Source organism: Variovorax sp. J22R115 (assembly GCF_030317005.1).
GTDB lineage: Bacteria > Pseudomonadota > Gammaproteobacteria > Burkholderiales > Burkholderiaceae_C > Variovorax.
On record NZ_JASZYM010000004.1, the window covers coordinates 21,391 to 43,824 of the forward strand.

Below are 22,434 nucleotides of genomic sequence, written 5' to 3' on the forward strand. Positions count from 1 at the left end.
CATGCTACGGAATTGCGCGAATGCCGCATCCACAAGCCGAGGGACCACTCCATGCGACATAGGCCCGCTCTGCGCAGCCTGAAAGACGGCTGCACCGGGCACAATATGGATTTCGTATACCGGCTACTCTGGCTGGTGAAGATCACGCGTCGCCGCTGGAGCAATGGAAGCACAAAACATCGATGGCAAATTGGGCGAGCGCCACGCGCCGCTCACAAAGCTTGTCCTGGCGGCGCTGCGGGAACGCATTCTGAGCGGGGCGCTTGCGCCGGGCGAACGGTTGGTGGAAGGCCGCCTTTCCGAGGAACTGGGAGTCTCGCGGATGCCGGTGCGCGAGGCGTTGCGCGCCCTGGCTGCCGAAGGCATCGTGGCCATCGAGCCGCGGCGCGGCGCGACGGTCACGACCTTCACGAAGGAACAGATCCAGGAAATGGTCGAGGTGCGCGCAACGTTGGAGGCACTGAACGCCAAGCTGGCGGCACGTCGCCATGATCCGGTGCAGATCGCCAAGCTGGAGCGCATCTTGGCCGAAGGCTCGCAACTCACCAGCGACGACGATCTGGCGCGCATTTCCGCGCTCAATCTCGACTTTCACGAAGCGCTGGGCAACGTCGCCGCCAATTCGGTGCTGCAGGAAATCATGCGTTCGCTGCGCGAGCGAACGGCTCTCTTCTTCACGGTGAACAACCGCGAACGCATGCATGCCAACTGGCAGGAGCACGCCGCCATCCTGCGCGCCGTGGTGGCCGGTGACGCGGAACTGGCATCGCTGCTCGCTGCACGCCATGTCTACAGCGCGGCCGAGCTGCCTCCGTCGCCGCCGACAGCGGCCGCCTGAAGCCGCGGAGTCAACGCTCGCCGAGGCGGCGCCAGGCGAGGCCGGCCAGCGCCACGTCTTCCAAGCCCACGCCGACCGACTTGTAGATGGTGATGTCGTCCCGGCCGCAGCGGCCACGCACCTGGCCGGTGACGAGCTCGGCGAGTTCCACGATCTTTTCCGCGGGCAACGCGCCCTCCGCCGCCTGCACCAGCTCGCCGGCCTCGCGCAATGACTGTGGCCGCCACTCGACCGCCACGAGCGCGGCGCGCGACAGCGCCACGTCGTCGAGTTCGCGCGTGTGCGGCAGGCTGGAGCCGATGGCGGCGACGAAGCAGCCCAGCGGCAGCCGATCGCCCGCAAAGAGCGGCGTGGTGGCGCGCGATGCGGTGACGACGATGTCGGCGCCCTCCAGCGCCTCATCGGCAGTGCACAGGCGTACCGGCGCACCGCACTGCGCGGCGAGGATTTCCGTCGCGCCTGGAGCGGGGTTCCGCGTGCAGACGCGGATGCTCTCGAGCCCGAAGACCGCCGCCATCTGCACCGCATGCGCCTGGCCTTGCGTGCCCGCACCGAACAGCGCGAGGCGACGCGACTCCGGGCGCGCCAGATGCTGCGCCGCGATCACCGAACAGGCGGCAGTGCGCAGCCTCGTGATGGCGCCGGCATCGAACGAGGCCAGCGGCCGTCCGTCGTCGGTCGAGAACAGCAGGATGACGAAGGAGAACTGTCCCTTGATCGTCGTATAGACCTTGGCGCCTGCCACACCCTGCCCGGGAATGACGGCGCCGAGCGTCGACAGCTTGACGCCGCCGGCCTCGGTGCGGATGCGCTCCTGCATCGCGGCCTCGCGCTCGCCGAAGCGTGCGAAGGCGTCGCGCAGTACCTGTTGCGCGTCCGCCGGCGAGACCAGCGCCTCGACCATTGAATCGGTGATGTGTTGCATGACGGGCTCCGGGGAAGGTCAGTAGCCGAAGGCTTCGCGCACCAGCAACGCGATGGCGCCGAAGGCGGACAAGCCCAGCAGCAGTCCGCGCACCGCGCCGCGCGGCACGCGGCTGTTGAGGGGGCCCGAGAGCGCGAAGCCCGCCACCATCAACGGTAACAGCCAGGCACTGAGCAACAGCTCGTGCCGGCCGAAGCGGCCCACGCTCGCCAGCATGGCCACCGAGAAGACGGCGCCGACGAAGAACACGCAACCCAGCGTGGCGCGTAGCCGGGGCGGCGGCAGGTACTGCATGACCAGCGCGAAAGGCGGTGCGCCCGCGGAAGTGATGGTGCCCATCAACCCCGAGGCGATGCCGGCACCGACCATGTTGCCGCGCGATGCGTCGAAGCGACGCCCGCTCAGGCTCAGCGCGACGCCCGCGAGGATGAAGAGGGCGAACATCACGGTGAGCAGGTCGGCGGGCAGGAGCATCAGGCACACTGCGGCGCCCAGCGTGCCCATCACGCGGCCGATGAGCGCGACGCCCGCCGCGCCCCAATCGACCTGGTCCAGCTCGCGCAGCGCGGACATCAATGCGAGCGGACCGCCGAGCGCGAGCAGCGGCCCCGGTGCGAGCTCGGGATAGAACAAGGCGGCGATGGGTGCCGAGAACATCGCGAAGCCGACACCGCCGATGCCCTGCAGGCAGGCGCCCACGAGCACCATCGCTGCCATGCCGGCGTAGTGGGCCAGGCTCATGCCGTCGGGCAGCAGCGAAGCGATCACCTGGCGAGGATCCGCGGCTGCCAGGACACGGCGATGTCCCCGTTCACGAAGGTCTGGCAGGCCATGCGCCAGCCCTGCTTCAACTCGTCTTCGGAGAGGTGCTTCTTCTCCTTCGCCTTGATGGCGTCGGTGTGCTCGACGCCTTTCTCGACGAGGCACTTGCAGGTGCCGCAAAGGCCGCCGCCGCACTTGAAGGGGATGCCGCCCTGCTCGCGCAGCGAGATGCGCAGGAGATTGCCGCCTTCGGGCGCGGAGACGACCTTGGCGTTGTTGCTGATGAAGGTGATCTGGATCATGAAGAGTCGAGGGATCGGGCGCCGCGGGCGGCAAGGGATTCAGGTGGGCACCAGCACCACGTCGGCATCGCCTTCGTGCACCAGTTCGCGCAGGGCCTTGCGCGCCAGTTCGACGGTGGCGAACTTTTCGAAGAATTTGATCGGCACGTGATTGACGGTCTCCGGCGGCACTTCGTCGATCACCGTGATGCGGCAGTCCGACACGACTTCCGCGATCACGAAGCGCGCCTTGCAGCGGCCGAAGAACAGGTAGTCGGCGGACTCGACGCGCCGCAGGCCCTCGACGAGCTCGGTGTGGAACTGCCCGGGCTTGCTGGTCAATATCACGTACATGGTGGGGGAGGACGATGCTTCAGGCGGACAGTGCGTCGTCCTGGGCGAGCTCGATGTCCTGCTGCACCCAGAGCTGGCAGGCCAGGCGCCAGCCCGCGTCAAGCCGCTCGCCAAGTTGCTTCTTCTCCTTCCAGTTCGGTGCAGGAAGGTGCTCGGCGCCGGCCAGCACGCGGCAGGCGCACTTGGAGCACTTGCCCATGCCGCATTCGTAGCGCAGATGCGGATAGGGGAACTGCCTGATGCCTGCGCGCACCACCAGGTTGGTGTTTTCCTTGACCTCGTCGCTGTAGACCTGGCCGCCTTTGTGGAAAGTGATGATGGGCATGCGCGGCGGCTTGCAATCGGATCGATGGCGCTCAGGCGGCTTCGAGCGCCGGCTGCCTGGCCTCTTCGACGGCCACGTAGTCGTGGTACAGCGCCGTCGTATAGAGCAGGCGCATCTGCGCGCCGACTTCGCAGATCTTCAGGCAGCGCTGCTGCAACTCGACGGTGGTCGCGTGCTCCAGCACGATCTGGTAGCCGCGTTCGCCGTGGATCTCGTCCGAGACGATGTGCAGGTCGAAGAACTCCACCTCCTCGTCGGTGAAGCCGTACTTCTCGCGGAGAGTGGGCGTCTGCTTGCGGTAGATCGACGGCACCTGAGACTCGAGCCCCACCACGAGGCCGGCGACGGCCACGATCGGGTCTTCGCGCATCGCGACGGCGTAGCACCAGCTTTGCAAGCCGCGCGTGGTCGGCGACATGTTGTCGGGGTCGGTCACCCGCTCGCGCGTCGTGCCGCAGGCTTCGGCGAAGCGGATCAGCAGGTCGGTGTGGCGATCGCCGCCGATCTCTTCCTCGTACATGTTGGCCAGCAGGAAATCCTTGGCTTCGGTGTAGCGGTCAGGCATGCGCGCATAGAGATAGCCCAGGTAGTCGGCGAAAGGGCCGACGTAGTGGTAATGGTTCTCCGCCCAGCGAGCCAGGTGCGCGCGGCTCAACGTGCCGCCGGCCCAAGCCAGGCTGAACGGGGATGTATTGGCGCTCTTGCCCTTGATGGCGTTTTCGAGGGCGGTCCGGAATTCGTCGCGATTCATGAGGGCGGGCATGCGGGCTCCTGGTCGGGATGGGTGGGTGGATGAAATCAGTTGTTGATGAATACTGTATACCAAATATCCAAGTCTGCGCAATGGCTCATTCGGAAGGATGGAAGATGTTGTCGGATTTGTCGGTATACAGTATTCTTAAAAGAACTTCACCGCCTCACCACTCGCAAATGACCCACGTTTCACCCGCCCCCTTTCGGAACTACATCGACGGAAGCTGGGTTTCCAGCAGCACCGATCGCACCTTCGACAACATCAATCCCGCCGACGCGCGCGAGGTGGTGGGGCGCTTCCAGGCTTCGTCCGCCGAAGATGCCAAGGCGGCCGTGGCGGCGGCGGCGGCGGCCTTCGACGGCTGGCGGAAGACGCCCGTGTCCAGGCGCGCCGCGATCCTCAACGCCGCTGCGCAATACCTGGAGGCGCACGCTGCACCGTTCGCCGAAGAACTGACGCGCGAAGAGGGCAAGCCGCTGGCGCAGGCCCGGGATGAAATCCTCCGGTCGGCGCAGACGCTGCGCTTCTATGCAGTGGAAGGCCAGTCCTTCTCGGGCGAGACCTTCCCGCAGGACGACCCGGACATGGTCGTCTACAGCCAGCGCGAAGCGCTCGGCGTGGTGACGGTCATCAGCCCCTGGAACTTTCCGGTGTCGATCCCTGCGCGCAAGATCGCGCCGGCGCTGATCACCGGCAATACGGTGGTCTTCAAGCCCTCGTCGGACGCTCCACTGTCGGGCCTGAGGCTGGCCGAGGCGCTGATCCAGGGCGGGCTGCCCAAGGGGGTTCTCAACTTCATCACAGGACGCGCCTCGGAAGTCGGACCCGTCATCACCGAGTCGCCCGCCGTGCGCGCCATTTCCTTCACCGGATCGACGGCGGCGGGCGAGCAGATCCATCGCGCCGCCGCCATGACCACGCGCACGCAGATGGAACTGGGCGGCAAGAACCCGCTGATCGTGATGGACGATGCCGATCTCGACAAGGCGGTCGATCTGGTCATCAAGGGCGGCCTGTCGCTCAGCGGCCAAGCCTGCACCGGGACGAGCCGGGTCCTGGTGATGAAGAAGGTGAAGGTCGACTTCACCGACAAGCTGGTCGCTAGGGTGCGCAGCCTGAAGGTCGGCAGCGGCATGACGCCCGGCATGGACATCGGCCCCCTTGCAACCCGCAAGCAACTGGAGACGGTGCTCGGCTACATCGAGATCGGCAAGTCGGAGGCAAGGTTGCTGTGCGGCGGCGAGCAGTTGGTCGCCGGCGATTTCGCCCATGGCTTCTACGTGACGCCAGCCATCTTCACCGACGTGACGCAGCAGATGCGCATTGCGCGCGAGGAGATCTTCGGGCCCGTCATCGCGATCATCGAGGTCGACGGCTACGAGGACGCGATCGCCAAGGCCAACGACACCGAGTACGGCCTCTCGGCCGCCATCGCCACCACCAGCCCGGTGCATGCGCACCGATTCGCGCAGGACATCCAGTCAGGCACCGTCAAGATCAACCGCACCACCACCGGCAACCTGATCAACGCGCCTTTCGGCGGCCTGAAGCGATCGAGCACCTCGACCTTCCGCGAGTCGGGCCGCACCGGGCTCGAGTTCTATACGCAGATCAAGACCGTCTATCGCGGCTGCTGATCTTTTCTTTCCGTCCCGCAGAGAAACCTCATGAAAACCGCACTGAAGCTCGAACTCGAAGAAGCCCGCCTGATGATCGCCGCTGCCATCCGCAAGGCGGAGGAAATAGGCGTGCTCGAAACCATCTGCATCGTCGACGACGGCGGCTATCCGATCGCCATGGACCGCATGAACGGCGCCCGCATCACCGGCCCCCAGATCGCATGGAACAAGGCCTTCACGGCCGCCGGCCACAAGCGGTCGACGCACCTGTTCAACACCTTGCCCAATGGTCCTGCGCTGCCGGGCAACGAGGCCTTCGGCATCCAGTGGAGCTTCGAGGGGAAATTCGCCGTGTTCGTCGGCGGCTTCCCGATCGTGGTCGACGGCAGCGTCATCGGCGGCGTGGGCCTGTCGGGTGGCAATGGCGAGCAGGACACGAAGTGCGGCGTGGCCGCGCTGCAGGCCCTGCACGAGTTCCTCGAAGCCAAGGGCCATGCGGTGCTGGTCGAGGCCGACATCAAGAAGTAGGACCATGGCTTTCCGCATCCGGTTGCTCGACACCGCGCAGAGCTTCGAGGCCGCCCCCGGCGAATCGGTGCTCGACGCCGCGCTTCGCCATGAACTCCGGCTGCCCCACGAATGCTGCTTCGGTAGCTGCGCGACCTGCCGCATCAAGCTGGTCGAAGGCTCGGTGCGCTACGACGACTTCCCGCCTGGCCTGACGCCCGAGGAGGCAGCCGAGGGTTATGCGCTGGCCTGCCAGGCCAGGCCCGCGAGCGACCTGGTGATCAGCAGCGCGCGTCGCCTGCCGCCATGTTCCGAGCCGGCGCGTCACCTGGCCACGGTGACCGCACTCCGGCCGCTGGGCGATGACGTGCTGCACCTGTCGCTCGAAGTGCCACCCGAGGCCGAACTGCTGTATCGCCCCGGCCAGTACATCAATATCCTGCTGCCCGACGGCGGTCATCGCAGCTTCTCGATGGCGTCGCGGCCGCATCCGCAAGCGCTCGACTTTCACATCCGGCGCATTCCAGAAGGGCGCTTCACCAGCGGCCATGCCGCGCGACTGAAGCCCGGCGATCGCCTGCCGGTCGAGCTGCCGCACGGCAGCTTCTGCTTCCATGCGGAAGACTATCGACCTCTGCTGATGGTGGCGACCGGCACGGGGCTGGCGCCCATCAAGAGCATCCTGGAGTCGCTCATGGACGACGAGGACTGCCCGCCGGTGAGCCTCTACTGGGGCATGCGCACCGAGGCGGACTTGTACCTGCACGACGAGATCCAGGGCTGGGCCGATCGCCTGTGCGACTTCCGCTACGTGCCCGTGTTGTCACGTGCGGATGCCGGCTGGACCGGCCGGCGCGGGCACGTGCAGCAGGCGGTGGCGGAGGACTTCGAGGACCTGTCGGAACACGCCATCTACCTCTGCGGCGCGCCGGCGATGATCGGCGACGCGAAGCGGGTCTTCCTCACGCGCAACGCCAGCGTGGACCATCTGTACTGCGACAGCTTCACCTTTCAATCCACCGCCACGGCCTGAGCCGGGGCACGCGAGGAATCCCGATGGACCTTGGCATCTCGCAGCGCACGGCGCTGGTCTTCGGCGGCAGCCGGGGCATGGGGCGCGCCTGCGCACGGCAACTCGCGCTGGAAGGCGTGCAGGTGGTGATTGCCGCGCGCACCGAGGCCACGTTGCGCCAGTCGGCCGCCGAGTTGTCCGCCGAGACCGGCGCCGCGTTGCGCTTCGTGGTGGCCGACATCACCACCGAGGCGGGACGCGACGCGGCGCTGGCGGCCTGCCCTTCACCCGACATCCTGGTCAACAACGCCGACGGCCGGCCGCCAGGCGACTTCCGCGACTGGACGACTGCCGATTGGCATGCCGCGCTGGACGCCATGATGCTGGGCCCGATCGAGATGATCCGGCGCACCGTCGACCCGATGATCGAGCGTGGCTTCGGACGCATCGTCAACATCGTCTCGCGCAGCGTGAAGACGCCCCAGGCCGAACTGGGCCTGTCGAACGGCGCGCGCTCGGGGCTGGTCGGCTTCGTCGCCGGCCTGGCGCGGCAGACCGTGCGGCACAACGTGACGATCAACAACATCCTGCCCGGCGTCTTTGCGACCGATGCGCAGCGCCATCACGTCGAGGGGCTCGTGAAGGCCGGAGGCCCGTCCTTCGAGGTCTTGTGGGAAGAGCGCGGCCTCAACAACCCCGCAGGCCGCTTCGGCCGCGCCGAGGAGGTCGGCGCGCTCTGCGCGTACGTGTGCTCCGCGCAAGCCGGCTACATCACGGGCCAGAGCCTGCTGATCGACGGCGGGGCCTACCCGGGCACTTTCTAGGCCCGCAGGCGCTTGCCCACTTCGTCCACGGTCAGCACGTCGCCGAAGAACAGCATCCAGTTGTTCAGCGAGTGCACGTGCTCTTCCGTCGTGGCGGCCGAGAGCGCGTCCTCGACCATCACGGTGGCGTAGTTCATCATCATGGCGTCGCGTGCGGTCGACTCGCAACAGACGTTGGTGACGGTGCCGCCGATCAGCACGGTCTCGATGCCGCGCTCCTTCAGCACTTCGTCGAGCGTTGACGAGCCCGGTACCAGCGCGCTGTAGCAGCGCTTGACGACGCGCGGGTCTTCCGGCCGCGCGTCGAGGCCCGGCGCGAGATGGAAGCCGGGGTGCGAGCGGCCGAGTTCCAGCAGGCGGCGAGCGCTGCGCTCCGGCGTCAGCATGTAGGCGTGGTGGTGCGACCAGAAGCTGTCGGCGCCGTCGGAGCAGGTCTGCACCCACACCACGGTGCCGCCGGCCTCGCGCAGCACCGAGGCGAGTGCATTGACCTTGCCGAAGGTGGCGCGCGCCGGCGCGCACTCGCCCAGGTAGCCGGGCTGCGTGTAGTAGTTCTGCAGGTCGACCACCACGAAGGCGGTGCGGCGCGCGTCGAAGCGGGAGTAGGGGTGCAGCGTGCCTTGCCGCGCGATCACGCGGTCGACGATCCAGGCGGGGAATTCCATCGTGTGTCCAGGTCTTTCGGGTTCAGCCGTAGCGGCGCGCGAGTGCGCTTTCGACGCGGGCGATGACGAGGTACATCAGCGCCGACATCAGCGCCAGCACCACGATCGCGGTCATCACGATGTTGAGCTTGAAGATCTGGCTGCCGTTGACGATCAGGAAGCCCAGCCCCTCGCTGGCGGACTGGAACTCGCCGACGATCACGCCGACCAGCGACAGCCCGATGTTCATCTTGAGCGCCGCGATCAGCGTCGGCACGCTGCCCGGCAGCACGACCATGCGCAGCACCTGGGCGCGGTTCGCGCCCAGCGTCGTCGCCAGCTTGATCTTGTTCGGGTCGGTCGACTGGAAGCCGTCGTAGGCGACCATGATCGTCACGAAGATCGCAATCGCGACGGCCATGCCGTACACCGAGTACTCCGAGCCGAGCCAGATGTAGAAGATCGGCACGAAGGCGATCTTCGGCATCGCGTTGGCGACGACCAGGAAAGGATCGAGCACCTTGTTGGCGAAGCGAGACCACCACAGGCCCGCCGCGATCGCGATCCCGAACACCATGCTGAGCACGAAGCCGATCAGGGTCGCCTTGAAGGTGGCCCAGGTGTGCGTCAGCAGGTTGCCGTTCTGCAGCAGGTCCACAAAAGTCGGCCACAGCGCGCTCGGGTAGCTGGTGAGCATCGGGTTGACCACGCGGGTCTTGGCCAGCAGTTCCCAGAGGCCGAAGAAAACCACGAGCAGCAGCAGCCGGCTTGCGAGCACCAGCGTCTTCTCGCGCCGCTGGCGCGCCAGCCATTTTGCGTAGGCCGCGCTGGGGGCCTTGTCGGCCGCGACCGCGGGTTGTGATGGCAGGGCCGGTGGAGGCATCGTCATCGAGGGGGTTGCATTCATGTCTGCGCTCACGTTCATCCTTCGACATGCACGTCGAGCTCGTCCCAGAGCGTGCCGAAGTAGGTGTTGAATTCGGGCAGGGCGCGAGCCTCGAAGGGCGTCGGCCGCTTGCCGTGGCTGGGAAAGCTCATCAAATGCTCGGACTTGATGCGGCCCGGGCGGCGCGACAGCACCACCACGCGGTCGGTCATCGCGATCGCCTCGCCGATGTCGTGCGTCACCAGCACCACCGACTTGCCCTCGCTGCGCAGCACCTCGACCACTTCGTCGGCGATCGCTAGCCGCGTTTGCGAATCGAGCGCCGAGAAGGGCTCGTCGAGCAGAACCACGTCGGGGTTGGTCACCAGCGTGCGCGCCAGCGCCACGCGCTGGCGCATGCCGCCCGAGAGCTGGCGCGGGTAGTGGTGCAGGAAATCCCCCATGCCGCACTTGTGCAGCAGGTGGATGGCGCGCTCGCGCGCCTCGCGCATGTTGCGCTTCTGGATCTGGGCGCCGAGCAGCGCGTTGTCCAGGATGCTGCGCCACTCGTAGAGGTAGTCCTGCTGCAGCATGTAGCCGATGCTGGGCGAAGGGCCGCTGACGGACTTGCCGTCCACCGTCACGCTGCCGGAGGAGGGTTCGAGGATGCCGGCAATGATCGAGAGCAGCGTGCTCTTGCCGCAGCCGGACTGGCCGATGATGCTGACGAACTCGCCGGGTGCGACCGCCAGGGAGATGTTGTCGAGCGCCTGGGTCTCGCCCTGCAGCGTGAAGTAGCGCAGCGAGACGTTGCGCACGTCGATGCGCGGCCGTCCGGCCGCGGAGATGCCGCCCGCCGCCATCACTTGGCCTTGGTGGCGAAGTCGGTCACGACGACCTGCTCGTACTTGACGCGCTTGCCGCTCTCGAGCACGCCGCTGGTCGTGAGCATGTCCTGCAGCTGCTCGATGGCCGCCTTCTCGACAAGCGGCGAAGTCTTCCAGAGCTTGTAGCCGCGATAGCGTTCGATGGCCTTGACCAGTTCGGGCTGCGACATGCCGGGGAAGAACTCCGCGATCTGCTTCGCGAGGTCCGCGGCCGGTGCGGCCTGGACGTACTTCTGGGCCCGCGCCACCGCGTTCGTCCAGGCTTGCAGTACCTCGGGGTTCTTCTGCATGAAGGTGTCGGTGGTGGTGAACACCGTGTAGTCGACGGGGCCGACCTCGCTGCCGATGGACGCCATGACGTAGCCGTTGCCGTCCTTCTCCAGGTTGCCTGCCTCCGGCTCCAGGAAGATCGCGTAGTCGTTCTGCCCGGCCATCCAGGCGCCGGTGCGTGCGGCCGGGCCGATGTTGTTGACCAGCTTCAGGTCCTTCTTCGGGTCGAGTCCGTGCTTGCGAAGCGCTGCTTCCAGGAACACGTCAGGGTTCGAGCCCGGACGGAAGGCCATCACCGACTTGCCCTTGAGTTGGTTCCAGTCGAAGGTGCCGCTGACCGGCTTGCGCGCCATCAGCAGGAAGCCGTCGGTCGCGGTGAGTCCGGCGAAGATCTTCGGCTTCGAAGGCGATTCGCTGTTGGCGACATAGATGGAGGCCTCGGGGCCGATCAGCACGATGTCCGCACTGCCGGACAACAGCGCAGCCATGCCCTTGTCGGTGCCCTGGGAGGTCTTCATGCCCACGTCGAGGCCGGCATCCTTGAAGTAGCCCTGGTTCAGGGCGACGTACATCGGCACGTAAAGTACCGAGCGGATGACTTCCTCATAGCGCACCTTGGTCAGGGGCTTGGCGGTCTGCGCGGTGGCGTGGCCGGCAAGGGACACCAGACCGGCCGCCATGGCGAGCGCCGGCACCAGTCGGGCGAGTGCCGGTATACGGCGCGAGAACAGAGACATGAGAAACCTCCGGTGTGAATGAATTAATACAGTATGCAAAACGTGGGCCAGAAAGCAATCCTGCAATGCAGCATCGCGACCCCTCGACAGCCTGCACCGGGCAGCGAAGATAAAGCAGATTTCGTGCGATTTCTCCAATGAGATGCGCGCTTTGGAAGCATTGCCGCACCATTTCGGCGCGCGGAGATGCTGCGTTCAAGCGTTTACCCCATGGCTCAGTTCTTGCCATCACGGAATACTGTATACCGTAAAGAGAGTTTTGTTTCTCCCCCCAAACCCCCACTCCACGAGGTTCCAACGATGGATTCCATCACCATCACCGCCGCCCACTGGGCCTATCTGCTGGGTGTCGGCGCCATCGTTCTGACGATGATCTTCCGCGCCAATGTCGTCGTGCCTTCGATCGTTGCCACCTTCTGCGTGACGCTCGCCTGGACGCACAGCCCCATCGCGGCGCTGGGCAGCATCTTCAATGCAAGCTTCGTGGCCGCAAAGGAGCTGTTCAACATCTTTCTGGTCATCGCCCTGATGACGTCGCTGCTCAACGCCCTGAAGGCGCTGCAGTCGGACATCCGCATGGTGGAGCCGTTCCGGGCCATCATGAAGAACGGACACATCGCGTACTTCGTGCTCGCAGGCATCACTTACATGATCTCGCTGTTCTTCTGGCCGACGCCTGCCGTTCCGTTGGTATCGGCGGTGCTGCTGCCTGCCGCGATCGCCGCCGGCCTGCCGCCGCTGGCCGGCGCGGTGGCCATCGCCATCGCCGGGCAGGGCATGGCGCTGTCGTCGGACTACGTGATTGGCGTCGCGCCAGGCATCAGTGCCCGAGCGGCGGGCGCCTCCGCCGCGATCGTGGCCGATCGCGCGCTGACGCTGTCCCTCATCACCGGCGTCATCGCGCTGTTCATCGCCTACATCTCCCTGCGACGCCGGATCGTGCCGGCAAGCAACGCGCTTCTCGTGAAGTGGCAGGCACAGTCGAGCAACGGCCAGACCGCCGAACTCGAATCCGCGGGGACCTTCGACAAGGCGGAGATCGCGCGAGGCACCAGCCGCGACGCACCTTTCCTGAGCGAGGCACAGATCGAGGACACACTGTCCTCTGTGGCGGCACGCCGCATCGTCTGGTCCAAGGTCTTCGCCATCCTCACTCCGCTGGCCTTCCTCGCCGTCATCGCGACGATGGTGCTGCCGAAGGTCATGCCGCTGCTGCCCGAACTCAAGGGCGGCGCTGCGGCCACGCTGGTCGGCGGAATGGCGGCAGCGCTGATGATCCTGGCCACGCTGGCCGCCGAGGGCCCCCGCAGGATGCTCGATGTCAGCGCCGACCACATCACCGACGGCTTCGTGTTTGCCTTCAAGGCCATGGGATCCGTGCTGCCGATCGCCGGCTTCTTCTTCATCGGTGCCGGCGAAACGGCTGGCCCGATCCGGGGCATCGTTGGCGACGCGAAACCGCCTCACTTGCTGTTCGAGTTGATCCAGAGCGCACAGCATCTGATCCCCCAGAGCCACGCCTTCGTTGCCTTCGGCGTCTTGATCGTGGGGATGATCACCGGCATCGACGGCTCCGGCTTTGCCGGCTTGCCGCTCACCGGCACCTTGTCGGGTGCGCTCGCGCCGGCTGCCGGTATGGATCCGGCAACGCTCGCCGCAGTCGGTCAGATGGGCGCTGTGTGGACTGGCGGCGGCACCCTGGTCGCCTGGTCGTCGCTGATCGCGGTCGCCGGCTTTGCTCGGGTACCGGTGCTGTCCGCCGTGCGGGCCTTGCTGTTCCCGGTCGTGACCGGTCTCATCGTCGCGACACTCTGCGCGATCATGCTGTGGCCGTGAATGTAGAGGCGCACTGGTGGAACCGTGGTGGCCGATCGCGCGCGCGGCTCCCATAATCCGCGCAGCCTGGCCAGGCGGCCGGGCTGCGACGCAACCTTCAACTTCCAACGGAGGAACCATGTCCAGACGCTTTTCCTGGCCCCTGCGGGCAGCCCTGATCGGGCTTCCGGTCGTGATCACGGCCTGTGCGATGCAGCAATCCGGCGGCGCCGGTGGTGGGCCGATGAGTTTCTTCGTGACCAGCGTCGGCGCCGGCAAGGGCGCCGACCTGGGCGGCCTTGCCGGCGCCGACAAGCACTGCCAGAACCTGGCCACTGCCGCAGGCGCAGGCGGGAAGACATGGCGGGCCTACCTGAGCACCCAGGGCAAGGACGGCGTCCCCACGGCGAACGCGCGGGACCGGATCGGCAAGGGGCCCTGGAGCAATGCCAAGGGCGAGGTGATCGCGCGTGACGTCGACCAGCTGCACTCCACGAACAACGTCACCAAGCAGACGGCCCTGAACGAGAAGGGCCTGCCCGTCGAGGGCCGCAGCGACACGCCCAACCGCCATGACATCCTGACCGGCTCACGGGCCGACGGAACGGCCTTTTCGCCGAACGACACGGACATGACCTGCGGCAACTGGACGCGCAGCGGCACCGAGGGCGTGGCGATCGTCGGCCATCACGATCGCTCGGGGCCGACGGCGGACCCGTGGGCCACATCGTGGAACTCGTCGCACCAATCCCGTGGCGGATGCAGCCAGCAGGCACTGCGCGGAACGGGCGGCGACGGCCTGCTCTATTGCTTCGCCGCGAACTGACGGCATGCGGGACCGGCCCTTTCAGGGCCGGTTCGTCCTCTTCCCGACCATGGCCTTGCACCGCGCACTGGACCGCGGTATCGGCCTCGTCCATGATCGCCGGACGATGGCCACATCCATGGTTCGTGCACTGGCGGCGTTACTCCTCCTGGCCACGGCGGGAACCCACTCCGCGGCCGCCTCGGACTTCGCTTCCGAGCGCCGGCGGATGATGGAGCAGATCGAGCTGCTGGCGCGCCAGACCAGCGTCGAGACCGGCAGGCCCGCCTTCGACGCGCGGGTGATGACCGTCATGAGCACCGTGCCGCGGCATGAGTTCGTGCCGCCAGATCAGGTCGATGTCGCTTACGCCAACCGGCCCGTACCGATCGGCCATGGGCAGACCATCTCGCAGCCCTACATCGTCGCGCTCATGACCGATCTGGCGAAAGCGGAGCCGGGTCACAAGGTGCTCGAGGTGGGTACCGGCTCGGCCTACCAGGCGGCGGTGATGGCACGGCTGGCCCGCGCGGTCTACACCATCGAGATCATCGAGCCGCTGGGGCTGCAGGCCACGCAACGCCTCCAGAAGCTGGGCTACGGCAATGTCCAGGTGCGCACGGGCGACGGCTATCACGGCTGGGAGGAGCATGCGCCCTACGACGCGATCCTCGTGACCGCGGCGGCCAGCCACGTCCCGCCGCCGCTCATCCGCCAGCTCAAGCCCGGTGGCCGGATGGTGATTCCGGTGGGTGCGGCGTTCATGGTCCAGCAGTTGATGCTCATCGAGAAGAACGCGGACGGAACGGTGTCGACGCGGCAGATCCTGCCGGTGGCCTTCGTTCCGCTGACCGGCCGGCGCTGAGCCCGGAGCGTCGATGGCCGCCGCGCCGCTGATCGCCGTGGCCCTGGTCTCGGCCGCGGCGCTGGCCTACGAGATTCTGCTGATGCGGCTGTTCTCGGTGATCCTGTGGCACCACTTCGCTTACATGATCATCAGCCTCGCGCTGCTCGGCTGGGGCGCCAGCGGCGCGTTGCTGACGCTGGCGCAGCGCGCGGTTCAGCAGCATTTCGCGCCGCTATTCTGTGCGGCCGCCGCGGGGTTCGGGCTCAGCGCGATCGGCTGCTTCCTGCTGGCGCAGCGCGTGCCGTTCAATCCGCTGGAAATCCTCTGGGACCCGCGCCAACCGGCCTACCTGTTCGCCGTCTACCTGCTGCTCCTGGTTCCCTTCCTGTGCGCCGGGGCTTGCGTCTGCATGGCCCTGTCGCGGTTTCGCGGACAGGTGTCGCGCATCTACAGCGTCGACATCCTCGGCGCCGGCGCGGGAAGCCTGGGCATCGTGGCGCTGCTGTTCGTGCTGTCGCCTTCCGATGCATTGCAACTGATCGGTGCGCTGGGGTGCGTCGCGGCGGCGATCGGGTGGCTCGAATGTGGTGGGCATCGGCGCTGGCCGGCGTTCGCGCTCGCGGCCCTGGCCGGCGTGCCTCTGCTGCTGCCCGAGGCCTGGATGACGCCCGCGATGTCGCCCTACAAGGAGCTGTCGCAGACCCTGCGCATTCCCGGCACGCGGGTGGTGGCACAGCGTTCGAGTCCGCTGGGCCTCGTCAGCGTGGTCGAGAGCCCGCGCATCCCGCTGCGCCATGCGCCCGGCCTGAGCCTCACCGCGTCGACCGAGCCGCCGCCGCAGTGGGGCGTCTTCACCGACGGCGAAGGACTCAACGCGCTGACCCGCTTCGACGGGCGGCGCGCCAGCCTGGCCCATCTGGACCAGATCAGTTCTGCGCTGCCCTATCACCTGCTGAATCGGCCGCACGTCCTGGTGCTGGGCTCCGGCGCAGGGGCGGACGTGCTGCAGGCGCACTATCACGGCGCGCGCCGCATCGATGCGGTGGAGCTGAATCCCCAGGTCGTCGAACTGGTGCGAGGCCAGTTCGCGGCCGCGGCGGGCGGTGTCTATGGGTCGATGGCGCACGTGCACGTGGCCGAGGCGCGGGGCTTCATCGCGGCGAGCCGGGACCGCTACGACCTTGTCCAGGTGGCGCTGCTGGATTCCTTCAGTGCGTCCTCGGCCGGCCTCTACGCGCTCGCGGAGAACTATCTGTACACGGTCGAAGCCTTGCAGGACGACCTGCGCCACCTGCAGCCCGGCGGCCTGCTGGCGGTCACGCGCTGGGTCACGCTGCCGCCGCGCGATGCGCTCAAGCTCTTTGCCGCCGCGGTGGTAGCGCTGGAACGATCGGGCGTCAGCGACCCCGCATCGCGGCTGGCGTTGATCCGCAGCTGGAAGACCAGCACGCTGCTGGTCAAGAACGGCGCGTTCACCAGCGAGGACATCGCTGCGATCAAGAGCTTCTGCATCGCCCGGTCCTTCGACGTGGCCTTCTACCCCGGAATGCGGCGGGATGAGGCGAATCGCTTCAACGTGGTCGAGGGCCCCGACCTGTTCGACGGCGCGCAGGCACTGCTCGGTCCGGGGCGCGGCGAATTCATGGAGCGCTACAAGTTCCACATCGAACCGGCCACCGACGACAAGCCGCACTTCTTCCACTTCTTCAAGTGGCGCTCGCTGGCGGAACTACTGTCGCTGAAAGAGCAGGGCGGTCTGCCGCTGCTCGAATGGGGCTATCCGGTGCTGGTGGCCACGCTGGTGCAGGCGGCGCTCGCAAGCCTTCTGATGATCGGGCTGCCGCTCGCATGGGTCGCGCGATCCGGTGCGCGGCAGGGCGCGAGCGCATCGGGCGCCGCATCGCGCGGGCGTGTGCTGACCTATTTCCTGGCGATCGGCTTCGGCTTCATGTTCGTCGAGATCGCGTTCATCCAGAAGTTCGTCCTGTTCCTGAGTCATCCGCTGTATGCGATTGCCGTCGTGCTGTTCGCGTTCCTGCTGTTCGCTGGCATCGGCAGCCGCGTGTCGGGCCGGCTGAAGGGGTACCCGGTGGCTGCGGTGGTGGGCGCCATTGCCGTGTCGGCGGCGCTTTGCCTGCTCCTGCTGCCCTGGCTCTTCCAGCACGCGATGGGCCTGCCCGATGCGGCGCGGATTCTGATTGCGGCAGCGCTCATCGCACCGCTGGCGTTCTTCATGGGCATGCCCTTTCCGCTGGGCCTGACCAGGGTGGAGGCTGCCGATGCCCGCCTCATTCCCTGGGCCTGGGGCATCAACGGCTGCGCCTCGGTCACTGCGGCGGTGCTGGCCACCTTGCTCGCGATTCACATCGGCTTCACGGCCGTGGTCGTGGCCGCGCTGGTTCTGTACGGAGTGGCCGCCGTGGCGCGTCCCTGACGCGTTTCGGGGTTGACAGCGCATCGACTTCGCCAAAGGATGGCCTGCCATTGAACTCCCATACCGGCCGGGGATGAAACCTGCTGCCATCATGCTTTGGCTCGTCACCGCCTGCGCCATCGCGCTGGCTGCGCCCGCCATGTTCCAGGACAGTCTTCTCTACCACCCCGCCCGGGCGCAAGCCGCCGACATGGTGTCCGCCGGGCTCGTCGCCTGGCCGGCAGAGGGCGACTTTCGTGGCCTGGTGGCGGAGCCGGCCGGGCCGGCGCGCGGCACGGCTCTCGTGTTCCACGGCAATGCAGGCCATGCGGGACATCGCGACTACTACGCCGCGGTGCTCACCCGCCTCGGCTTGCGCGTGATCCTGGCCGAATACCCGGCGTACGGTCCGCGTGAGGGCGCGCTGGGCGAGCGCAGCCTGGTCGAGGATGCCGGGCAGACCATCGCGCTGGCCCATCGCCTGCACGGGCCGCCCTTGCTGCTCATCGGCGAATCGCTGGGCGCCGGAGTGGCCGCCGCGGCGGGCGCGAGGCAACCCGAGCATGTCGCGGCCCTGATGCTCATCACGCCTTGGGACACGCTCGAACACGTCGCGGCCTACCACTATCCGTGGCTGCCGGTGAGTTGGTTGCTGAGGGATCGCTACGACAGCGCAGCGCATCTCGCGTCGATCGGGCGCCCCGTGCTGGTGGCGGTTGCCGAGCGCGACCGCATCGTTCCTGCGCGCTTCGGAACGGCGCTGTATGAGGCGCTGCCCGGTCCCAAGCGGCTCGAAGTCGTGCGCGCCGCCGACCACAACGACTGGATCCGCTACGTCGACGACGCGTGGTGGCGCAGCGCCGTGGGATTCCTGCTTGGAGATCCGCCTCGGTAGCGCAGGGCGCGCCGCCGTTGCCCGGAGTTGTCGTCATGAAGCGACCGATCATCGATGACCTGTGGAGCCACATGCTCCGCGTCCTGTGCTTGTGCACGCTGGCTTCGACGCTTCAGGCCGCACCGCTCGATGCGGACGAAGAGGTCATGTTCATACCCGGCATCGCACGCGCCACCGACGCTGGCGCGATCGAGTTCGACGTTCACGCCTGGCTTCACGAGAAAGAACCGCTGCTCGTGGCGCATCGCGTGCTGGCGCGCTATCTGGATCTCGACCTCGAGAAGCTGTCGCCGCTCGAGCGTGCGCGCTTCAGCCGGCGCGCTGCGTTGTTTCGAACCGAGTCGGAAGAAGACAACGTGATCGAGCTCGTGATCGAGGGCGTCAAGGGGCGCGTCGCACTGCCGCCGACCGCGAGGAACGGGCGCAGCGACGCCAGGCTGACCGTCGATGCCAGTGCGGCGCGCGGACCCGAGGAAGTCGTGCGCTTTCACGCTTACACGGCGCTCACCGACCCGCGCCGCTTCAAGGGGGAGGCGCGGCTCGTGCCGGCGCAGGGGCTGTCCGTGATCTCGGACATCGACGACACCATCAAGCACACCAACGTGCGCGACCAGCGCGACATGCTGCTCAACACCTTTGTCCGCCGATTCACGCCGGTCGAGGGCATGGCGTCGCACTACCGAGCGCTCGCAGCCAGCCCCGACACACGCTTTCACTACCTCTCGGCGAGCCCGATCCAGCTCTATCCGCCTCTGGCGGATTTCCTGGTGGGTGGCGGGTTTCCCCCTGGTAGCGTGCATCTGCGCGAGAGCACGACCTGGCGCACCCTCATTCCGTCGGAAGGCGAATCGCGCATCCACAAACTCGCGGTCATCGAACGCCTGTTGGCCGACTTTCCGCAACGCCGCTTCCTGCTGGTGGGCGACTCCGGCGAATCGGATCCCGAGATCTACGGCGAGGTCGCACGAGCGCACGTCGGGCAGATCCACGGCATCGTCATCCGCAACGTGACCCAGGAGCCTCGCGAAGCAGCACGCTATGCCAAGGCGTTCGAAGGTGTTGACGAAGGCCTCTGGCACGTCATCCACGAGAAGGATGCCTGGCCCGTGCGCTAAGGCCGCAGCGACATGGTGGGAGAGATGTTCATCCAACCCGAAGCTGTCGCAACGCTCAGGCGCCGCATCGCGCAAGAAGGCTGGGCCATGGCGGGCGTCGGCACGAGGAACGCAGCCGTGACCTACGTCTACACGGTCGGATTGCAGAAGAGCTTCGCGCATCCGGACCTCATCATGTTCGGCATTGCACCGGCGCACGCCAGGAGCGTCCTCGAAGTCATTGCGCAACGCGTGAAGGCAGGCGAGCCGGTTCACGAAGGCGTCATGATCCTCGGCGCCGCGCAGATTCCCTTGATGCCCCGCGTTGCGGATGCTGCGCGCGTCGAGCTGCTGGTCCCTGCCCAACTCGCGCGCGGCCACTATGACTATGTGCAGATCGTGTGGCCCGATGGCAAGGATCGCTTTCCCTGGGAGGCCGGATTCGACAGGAGAAGGCTTCGGTCCCAGTCCTTTCTCTTCGATATCGAGGGGATGGGGACCTGAACTCGGGTGCAAAACAACGCGGGGTCGCGACGAAATGACCTATCGCGCGCGAGCCGGCTTGCCCGCCGTGACAGCCAACTGCCCGAGTTCGACCGTCACCTTCTCGATGGTGCCCGTGAACGCGAAAGGCATCTTGTAGGTGAAGTCGATCGGCGAGCCGATGTCCATGCCCACGTCCAGCCCCTCGCCCAACGAGAACTGGATCGGGATGGTGCGCTCCAGCCGGCCCTCGGCGATTTTCCTGCCGTTCGCGCTCATGGTGACGGTGCCGCCCTTGCCCATGCCGCCGCCGTCGTACTTGAAGGCGACCACCAGCTTGTTCCGGCCCTTGGGCAGCGGGTTCTTCGCCGTGAAGGTCGGCCGGTCGATGCTGAGGTAGTTGTAGACGAAGGTCGGCCTGCCTTCACGCAGGTACAGGCCGTAGCCGCCTTCGAGGCCGCCGTGCGTCACGATCATTCCCTCGGCCTTGTCGTCGGGCACATCGAACTCCGCCGTGATGGTCCAAGACTTGTTGCACATCGCAGGCGAGGCCGCGTCGGGCAGGCCGATGGTGCCGGGGTAGTAGGTCATGCGGGTACGCCCGGCGATGAGGCTGGGCCGCCCCATCAGTTCGGCGTTCATGCGGATGGTGGCGCGCCAGTCGAGCGGCAGCACGTTGTACTTGGCGGCCTCCACCCACCAGAGGTCCTGCAGCTTGCGCAGCATGTCCGGATGCTTCTTGGCCAGGTCATTGGCCTGGGAAAAGTCTTCCTCGATGTTGTAGAGCTCCCAGGGTGCCTTGTCGGGGTCCCACTCCTGGCGGTTCGGGTCCCACGGCACGAACGACGGCGACGAGGCCATCCAGCCGTCGTGGTACAGGCCACGGTTGCAGCCGAGCTCGAAGTACTGCGTGTTGCGCGGGCTCTTGGCGTCCGCGCTGCCCAAGGTATCGGCAAAGCTCTTGCCTTCGATGGGCTTCTGTCTGATCCCGTTCAGCTCGGTCGGTGCGGTGACGCCGCAAAGCTCGTAGATCGTCGGCACGATGTCGATCGTGTGGATGAACTGGTCGCGCAGCCCTCCCTTGTCCCTGATGCGCGCCGGCCACGAAATGATCATCGGATTGCGGGTGCCGCCGAAATGGCTGGCGACCTGCTTGGTCCACTGGAAGGGCGTGTTCATCGCATGCGCCCACGCGGACGGGAAATGGTTGAAGTGCTTCGGACCGCCCAACTCGTCGATTGCCTTGATGTTGTCCTGCCACTTCTCCGAGAAGCCGTTGAAGAACATGTTCTCGCACAGCGATCCCTCCAGCCCGCCTTCGGCGCTGGCGCCGTTGTCGCCGGCGATGTAGATGATCAGCGTGTTGTCGGCGTCGGGCAGCTGCTTGCAGGCCTCGACGACTCGCCCCAGCTCGTAGTCGCAATGCGCTGCGTAGCCGGCGAAGACTTCCATCATCCGCGCGTAGAGACGCCGCTGATCCGCGTTGAGGGAACTCCACGCCGGCAGGCCCTTGGAGCGGGTCGTGAGCTTGGTGCCTTTCGGAATCACGCCCAGCTTGAGTTGCCGGGCGTGCGTCTGCTCGCGGTACTTGTCCCAGCCGCCGTCGAACTGGCCCTTGAACTTGTCGATCCATTCCTGCGGCGTGTGGTGCGGCGCATGCGTCGCGCCCGTGGCGAGATAGAGAAAGTAGGGACGGCTCGGCGCGATGCTCTTGGCCTGGCGTACCCATGCGATCGACTTGTCGGCGAGGTCGGTCGTGAGGTGGTAGTCCGGGTCCGACGAGGCCGGCACCAGGTCGCGGTTCTGGAACAGGATCGGGTTCCAGTGGTTCATGTCGCCGGCGTTGAAGCCGTAGAAGTAGTCGAAGCCCAGGCCATTGGCCCAGCGGTCGAACGGACCCGCCGCACTGGTCTCCCAGGTCGGCGTGTTGTGATTCTTGCCGACCCAGGCCGTCATGTAGCCGTTCTGCCGAAGCACCTCGCCCATCGTTCCGCAGCTACGCGGCAGGATGCAGGTGTAGCCGTCGTAGCCCGTGGCCAGTTCGGTGATGCCGGCGAACGAGGCGGAGTGATGGTTGCGCCCGGTGATCAGCGCCGCGCGTGTGGGGCTGCACAGCGCCGTGGTGTGGAAGCGGTTGTAGCGCAGGCCCTCGGCGGCCAGCTTGTCCATCGTGGGCGAAGGGATGCCGCCGCCGAAGGTGCCGTACTGGCCGAATCCGCAGTCGTCGATGAGGATCAGCAGGATGTTCGGCGCGCCTTGGGGCGCCTGCACGGGCTTCGGGAACTGGGCGGGATCCGAATCGAGATAGGTGCGCCCGACCTCGCCGGGAAAGTGGAAGTCCGGGCGGGGGAGTATTTCAGGGGTGCTGTCCGCAGGGATCGCCACTGCAGAGGCTTGCTTGCGCGACACGGGACTGCTGGGCTTCTTTGCCATCGCTGGACTCCTAGAGTGGCTGCGCAAACGGGGTCAGCGGACAGG

The 22,434-nt window shown here is 66.7% G+C and carries 23 protein-coding genes; 12 read left to right on the plus strand and 11 right to left on the minus strand.

The features are described 5' to 3' along the window. Positions 1 to 163: 163 nt before the first annotated feature. Positions 164 to 838 carry a GntR family transcriptional regulator gene (locus QTI04_RS07735; protein ID WP_286600833.1) on the plus strand — a complete coding sequence of 225 codons (675 nt, stop codon included), beginning with the start codon at positions 164 to 166 and terminating at the stop codon, positions 836 to 838. A 10-nt stretch (positions 839 to 848) separates the two neighbouring features. Here the strand turns inward: QTI04_RS07735 and QTI04_RS07740 are convergent, their stop codons facing one another. The 6 genes from QTI04_RS07740 to QTI04_RS07765 are packed head-to-tail and all read right to left on the minus strand — an operon-like array spanning position 849 to position 4,248. Beyond that, positions 849 to 1,763 carry an ornithine cyclodeaminase family protein gene (locus QTI04_RS07740; RefSeq protein WP_286614898.1) on the minus strand — a complete coding sequence of 305 codons (915 nt, stop codon included), beginning with the start codon at positions 1,761 to 1,763 and terminating at the stop codon, positions 849 to 851. 18 nt (positions 1,764 to 1,781) lie between these two features. After that, positions 1,782 to 2,504 (minus strand): sulfite exporter TauE/SafE family protein, encoded by a 723-nt coding sequence (locus QTI04_RS07745; RefSeq protein ID WP_286615355.1) that lies wholly within the window; start codon positions 2,502 to 2,504, stop codon positions 1,782 to 1,784. A gap of 23 nt (positions 2,505 to 2,527) precedes the next feature. Continuing rightward, complete coding sequence (locus tag QTI04_RS07750) at positions 2,528 to 2,827, minus strand: 2Fe-2S iron-sulfur cluster binding domain-containing protein (protein WP_286600836.1); 300 nt, start codon at positions 2,825 to 2,827, stop codon at positions 2,528 to 2,530. A gap of 39 nt (positions 2,828 to 2,866) precedes the next feature. Continuing rightward, entirely contained in the window at positions 2,867 to 3,160 is a 294-nt protein-coding gene (locus tag QTI04_RS07755) for a ferredoxin (protein ID WP_286600837.1), read from the minus strand. Positions 3,161 to 3,179: 19 nt separating this feature from the next. Continuing rightward, entirely contained in the window at positions 3,180 to 3,485 is a 306-nt protein-coding gene (locus tag QTI04_RS07760) for a 2Fe-2S iron-sulfur cluster-binding protein (protein ID WP_286600838.1), read from the minus strand. A 31-nt stretch (positions 3,486 to 3,516) separates the two neighbouring features. Then, positions 3,517 to 4,248, minus strand: a complete 732-nt coding sequence (locus tag QTI04_RS07765) for a TenA family transcriptional regulator (protein WP_286600840.1) — start codon at positions 4,246 to 4,248, stop codon at positions 3,517 to 3,519. A gap of 167 nt (positions 4,249 to 4,415) precedes the next feature. Here QTI04_RS07765 and QTI04_RS07770 point away from each other — a divergent pair, with 167 nt between their 5' ends. Genes QTI04_RS07770 through QTI04_RS07785 form a run of 4 tightly spaced genes read left to right on the plus strand, consistent with a single transcriptional unit; the run spans position 4,416 to position 8,201 of the window. Further along, the gene (locus QTI04_RS07770; protein WP_286614899.1) at positions 4,416 to 5,876 is read left to right on the plus strand and encodes an aldehyde dehydrogenase family protein; all 1,461 of its coding nucleotides are present in this window, start codon (positions 4,416 to 4,418) and stop codon (positions 5,874 to 5,876) included. A 30-nt stretch (positions 5,877 to 5,906) separates the two neighbouring features. After that, complete coding sequence (locus tag QTI04_RS07775) at positions 5,907 to 6,386, plus strand: heme-binding protein (protein ID WP_286614902.1); 480 nt, start codon at positions 5,907 to 5,909, stop codon at positions 6,384 to 6,386. A gap of 4 nt (positions 6,387 to 6,390) precedes the next feature. Further along, a complete protein-coding gene (locus QTI04_RS07780; protein ID WP_286614903.1) occupies positions 6,391 to 7,398 on the plus strand; it encodes a 2Fe-2S iron-sulfur cluster-binding protein in 1,008 nt (335 codons plus the stop codon). Between the two features lie 23 nt (positions 7,399 to 7,421). Continuing rightward, positions 7,422 to 8,201 carry an SDR family oxidoreductase gene (locus tag QTI04_RS07785; RefSeq protein WP_286614904.1) on the plus strand — a complete coding sequence of 260 codons (780 nt, stop codon included), beginning with the start codon at positions 7,422 to 7,424 and terminating at the stop codon, positions 8,199 to 8,201. Here QTI04_RS07785 and QTI04_RS07790 read toward each other — a convergent pair. The 4 genes from QTI04_RS07790 to QTI04_RS07805 are packed head-to-tail and all read right to left on the minus strand — an operon-like array spanning position 8,198 to position 11,604. Continuing rightward, positions 8,198 to 8,866 (minus strand): cysteine hydrolase family protein, encoded by a 669-nt coding sequence (locus QTI04_RS07790; RefSeq protein WP_286614906.1) that lies wholly within the window; start codon positions 8,864 to 8,866, stop codon positions 8,198 to 8,200. The two genes, QTI04_RS07785 and QTI04_RS07790, sit on opposite strands and share 4 nt — an antisense overlap. A 22-nt stretch (positions 8,867 to 8,888) precedes the next feature. Next, positions 8,889 to 9,728 carry an ABC transporter permease gene (locus QTI04_RS07795; RefSeq protein ID WP_336621877.1) on the minus strand — a complete coding sequence of 280 codons (840 nt, stop codon included), beginning with the start codon at positions 9,726 to 9,728 and terminating at the stop codon, positions 8,889 to 8,891. Positions 9,729 to 9,766: 38 nt separating this feature from the next. Continuing rightward, positions 9,767 to 10,573 carry an ABC transporter ATP-binding protein gene (locus tag QTI04_RS07800; protein ID WP_286614910.1) on the minus strand — a complete coding sequence of 269 codons (807 nt, stop codon included), beginning with the start codon at positions 10,571 to 10,573 and terminating at the stop codon, positions 9,767 to 9,769. Further along, positions 10,573 to 11,604, minus strand: coding sequence for an ABC transporter substrate-binding protein (locus QTI04_RS07805; protein ID WP_286614911.1), 1,032 nt, complete (start codon positions 11,602 to 11,604; stop codon positions 10,573 to 10,575). Before QTI04_RS07805 ends, QTI04_RS07800 begins: the two co-directional genes overlap by 1 nt. Positions 11,605 to 11,904: 300 nt before the next feature. On the opposite strand from QTI04_RS07805, the gene QTI04_RS07810 reads away from it, so the two are divergent. From QTI04_RS07810 to QTI04_RS07840, 7 genes are all read left to right on the plus strand, one after another. Continuing rightward, positions 11,905 to 13,440, plus strand: coding sequence for a hypothetical protein (locus tag QTI04_RS07810; RefSeq protein WP_286614912.1), 1,536 nt, complete (start codon positions 11,905 to 11,907; stop codon positions 13,438 to 13,440). A gap of 190 nt (positions 13,441 to 13,630) precedes the next feature. Further along, positions 13,631 to 14,245: a hypothetical protein gene (locus QTI04_RS07815; protein WP_286615357.1), complete on the plus strand. Its 615-nt coding sequence runs from the start codon at positions 13,631 to 13,633 to the stop codon at positions 14,243 to 14,245. A 106-nt stretch (positions 14,246 to 14,351) separates the two neighbouring features. Beyond that, positions 14,352 to 15,089: a protein-L-isoaspartate(D-aspartate) O-methyltransferase gene (locus tag QTI04_RS07820; RefSeq protein ID WP_286614913.1), complete on the plus strand. Its 738-nt coding sequence runs from the start codon at positions 14,352 to 14,354 to the stop codon at positions 15,087 to 15,089. A 13-nt stretch (positions 15,090 to 15,102) separates the two neighbouring features. Then, positions 15,103 to 17,505, plus strand: a complete 2,403-nt coding sequence (locus QTI04_RS07825) for an SAM-dependent methyltransferase (protein ID WP_286614914.1) — start codon at positions 15,103 to 15,105, stop codon at positions 17,503 to 17,505. 91 nt (positions 17,506 to 17,596) lie between these two features. Next, positions 17,597 to 18,379 (plus strand): alpha/beta hydrolase, encoded by a 783-nt coding sequence (locus tag QTI04_RS07830; RefSeq protein ID WP_286614916.1) that lies wholly within the window; start codon positions 17,597 to 17,599, stop codon positions 18,377 to 18,379. Positions 18,380 to 18,414: 35 nt separating this feature from the next. After that, positions 18,415 to 19,494: an App1 family protein gene (locus QTI04_RS07835; RefSeq protein WP_286614919.1), complete on the plus strand. Its 1,080-nt coding sequence runs from the start codon at positions 18,415 to 18,417 to the stop codon at positions 19,492 to 19,494. A gap of 24 nt (positions 19,495 to 19,518) precedes the next feature. Beyond that, positions 19,519 to 19,977 (plus strand): DUF4262 domain-containing protein, encoded by a 459-nt coding sequence (locus QTI04_RS07840; protein WP_286600858.1) that lies wholly within the window; start codon positions 19,519 to 19,521, stop codon positions 19,975 to 19,977. Between the two features lie 39 nt (positions 19,978 to 20,016). On the opposite strand, the gene QTI04_RS07845 is transcribed toward QTI04_RS07840, so the two are convergent. Continuing rightward, positions 20,017 to 22,389: an arylsulfatase gene (locus QTI04_RS07845; protein ID WP_286614920.1), complete on the minus strand. Its 2,373-nt coding sequence runs from the start codon at positions 22,387 to 22,389 to the stop codon at positions 20,017 to 20,019. Between the last annotated feature and the right edge of the window lie 45 nt (positions 22,390 to 22,434).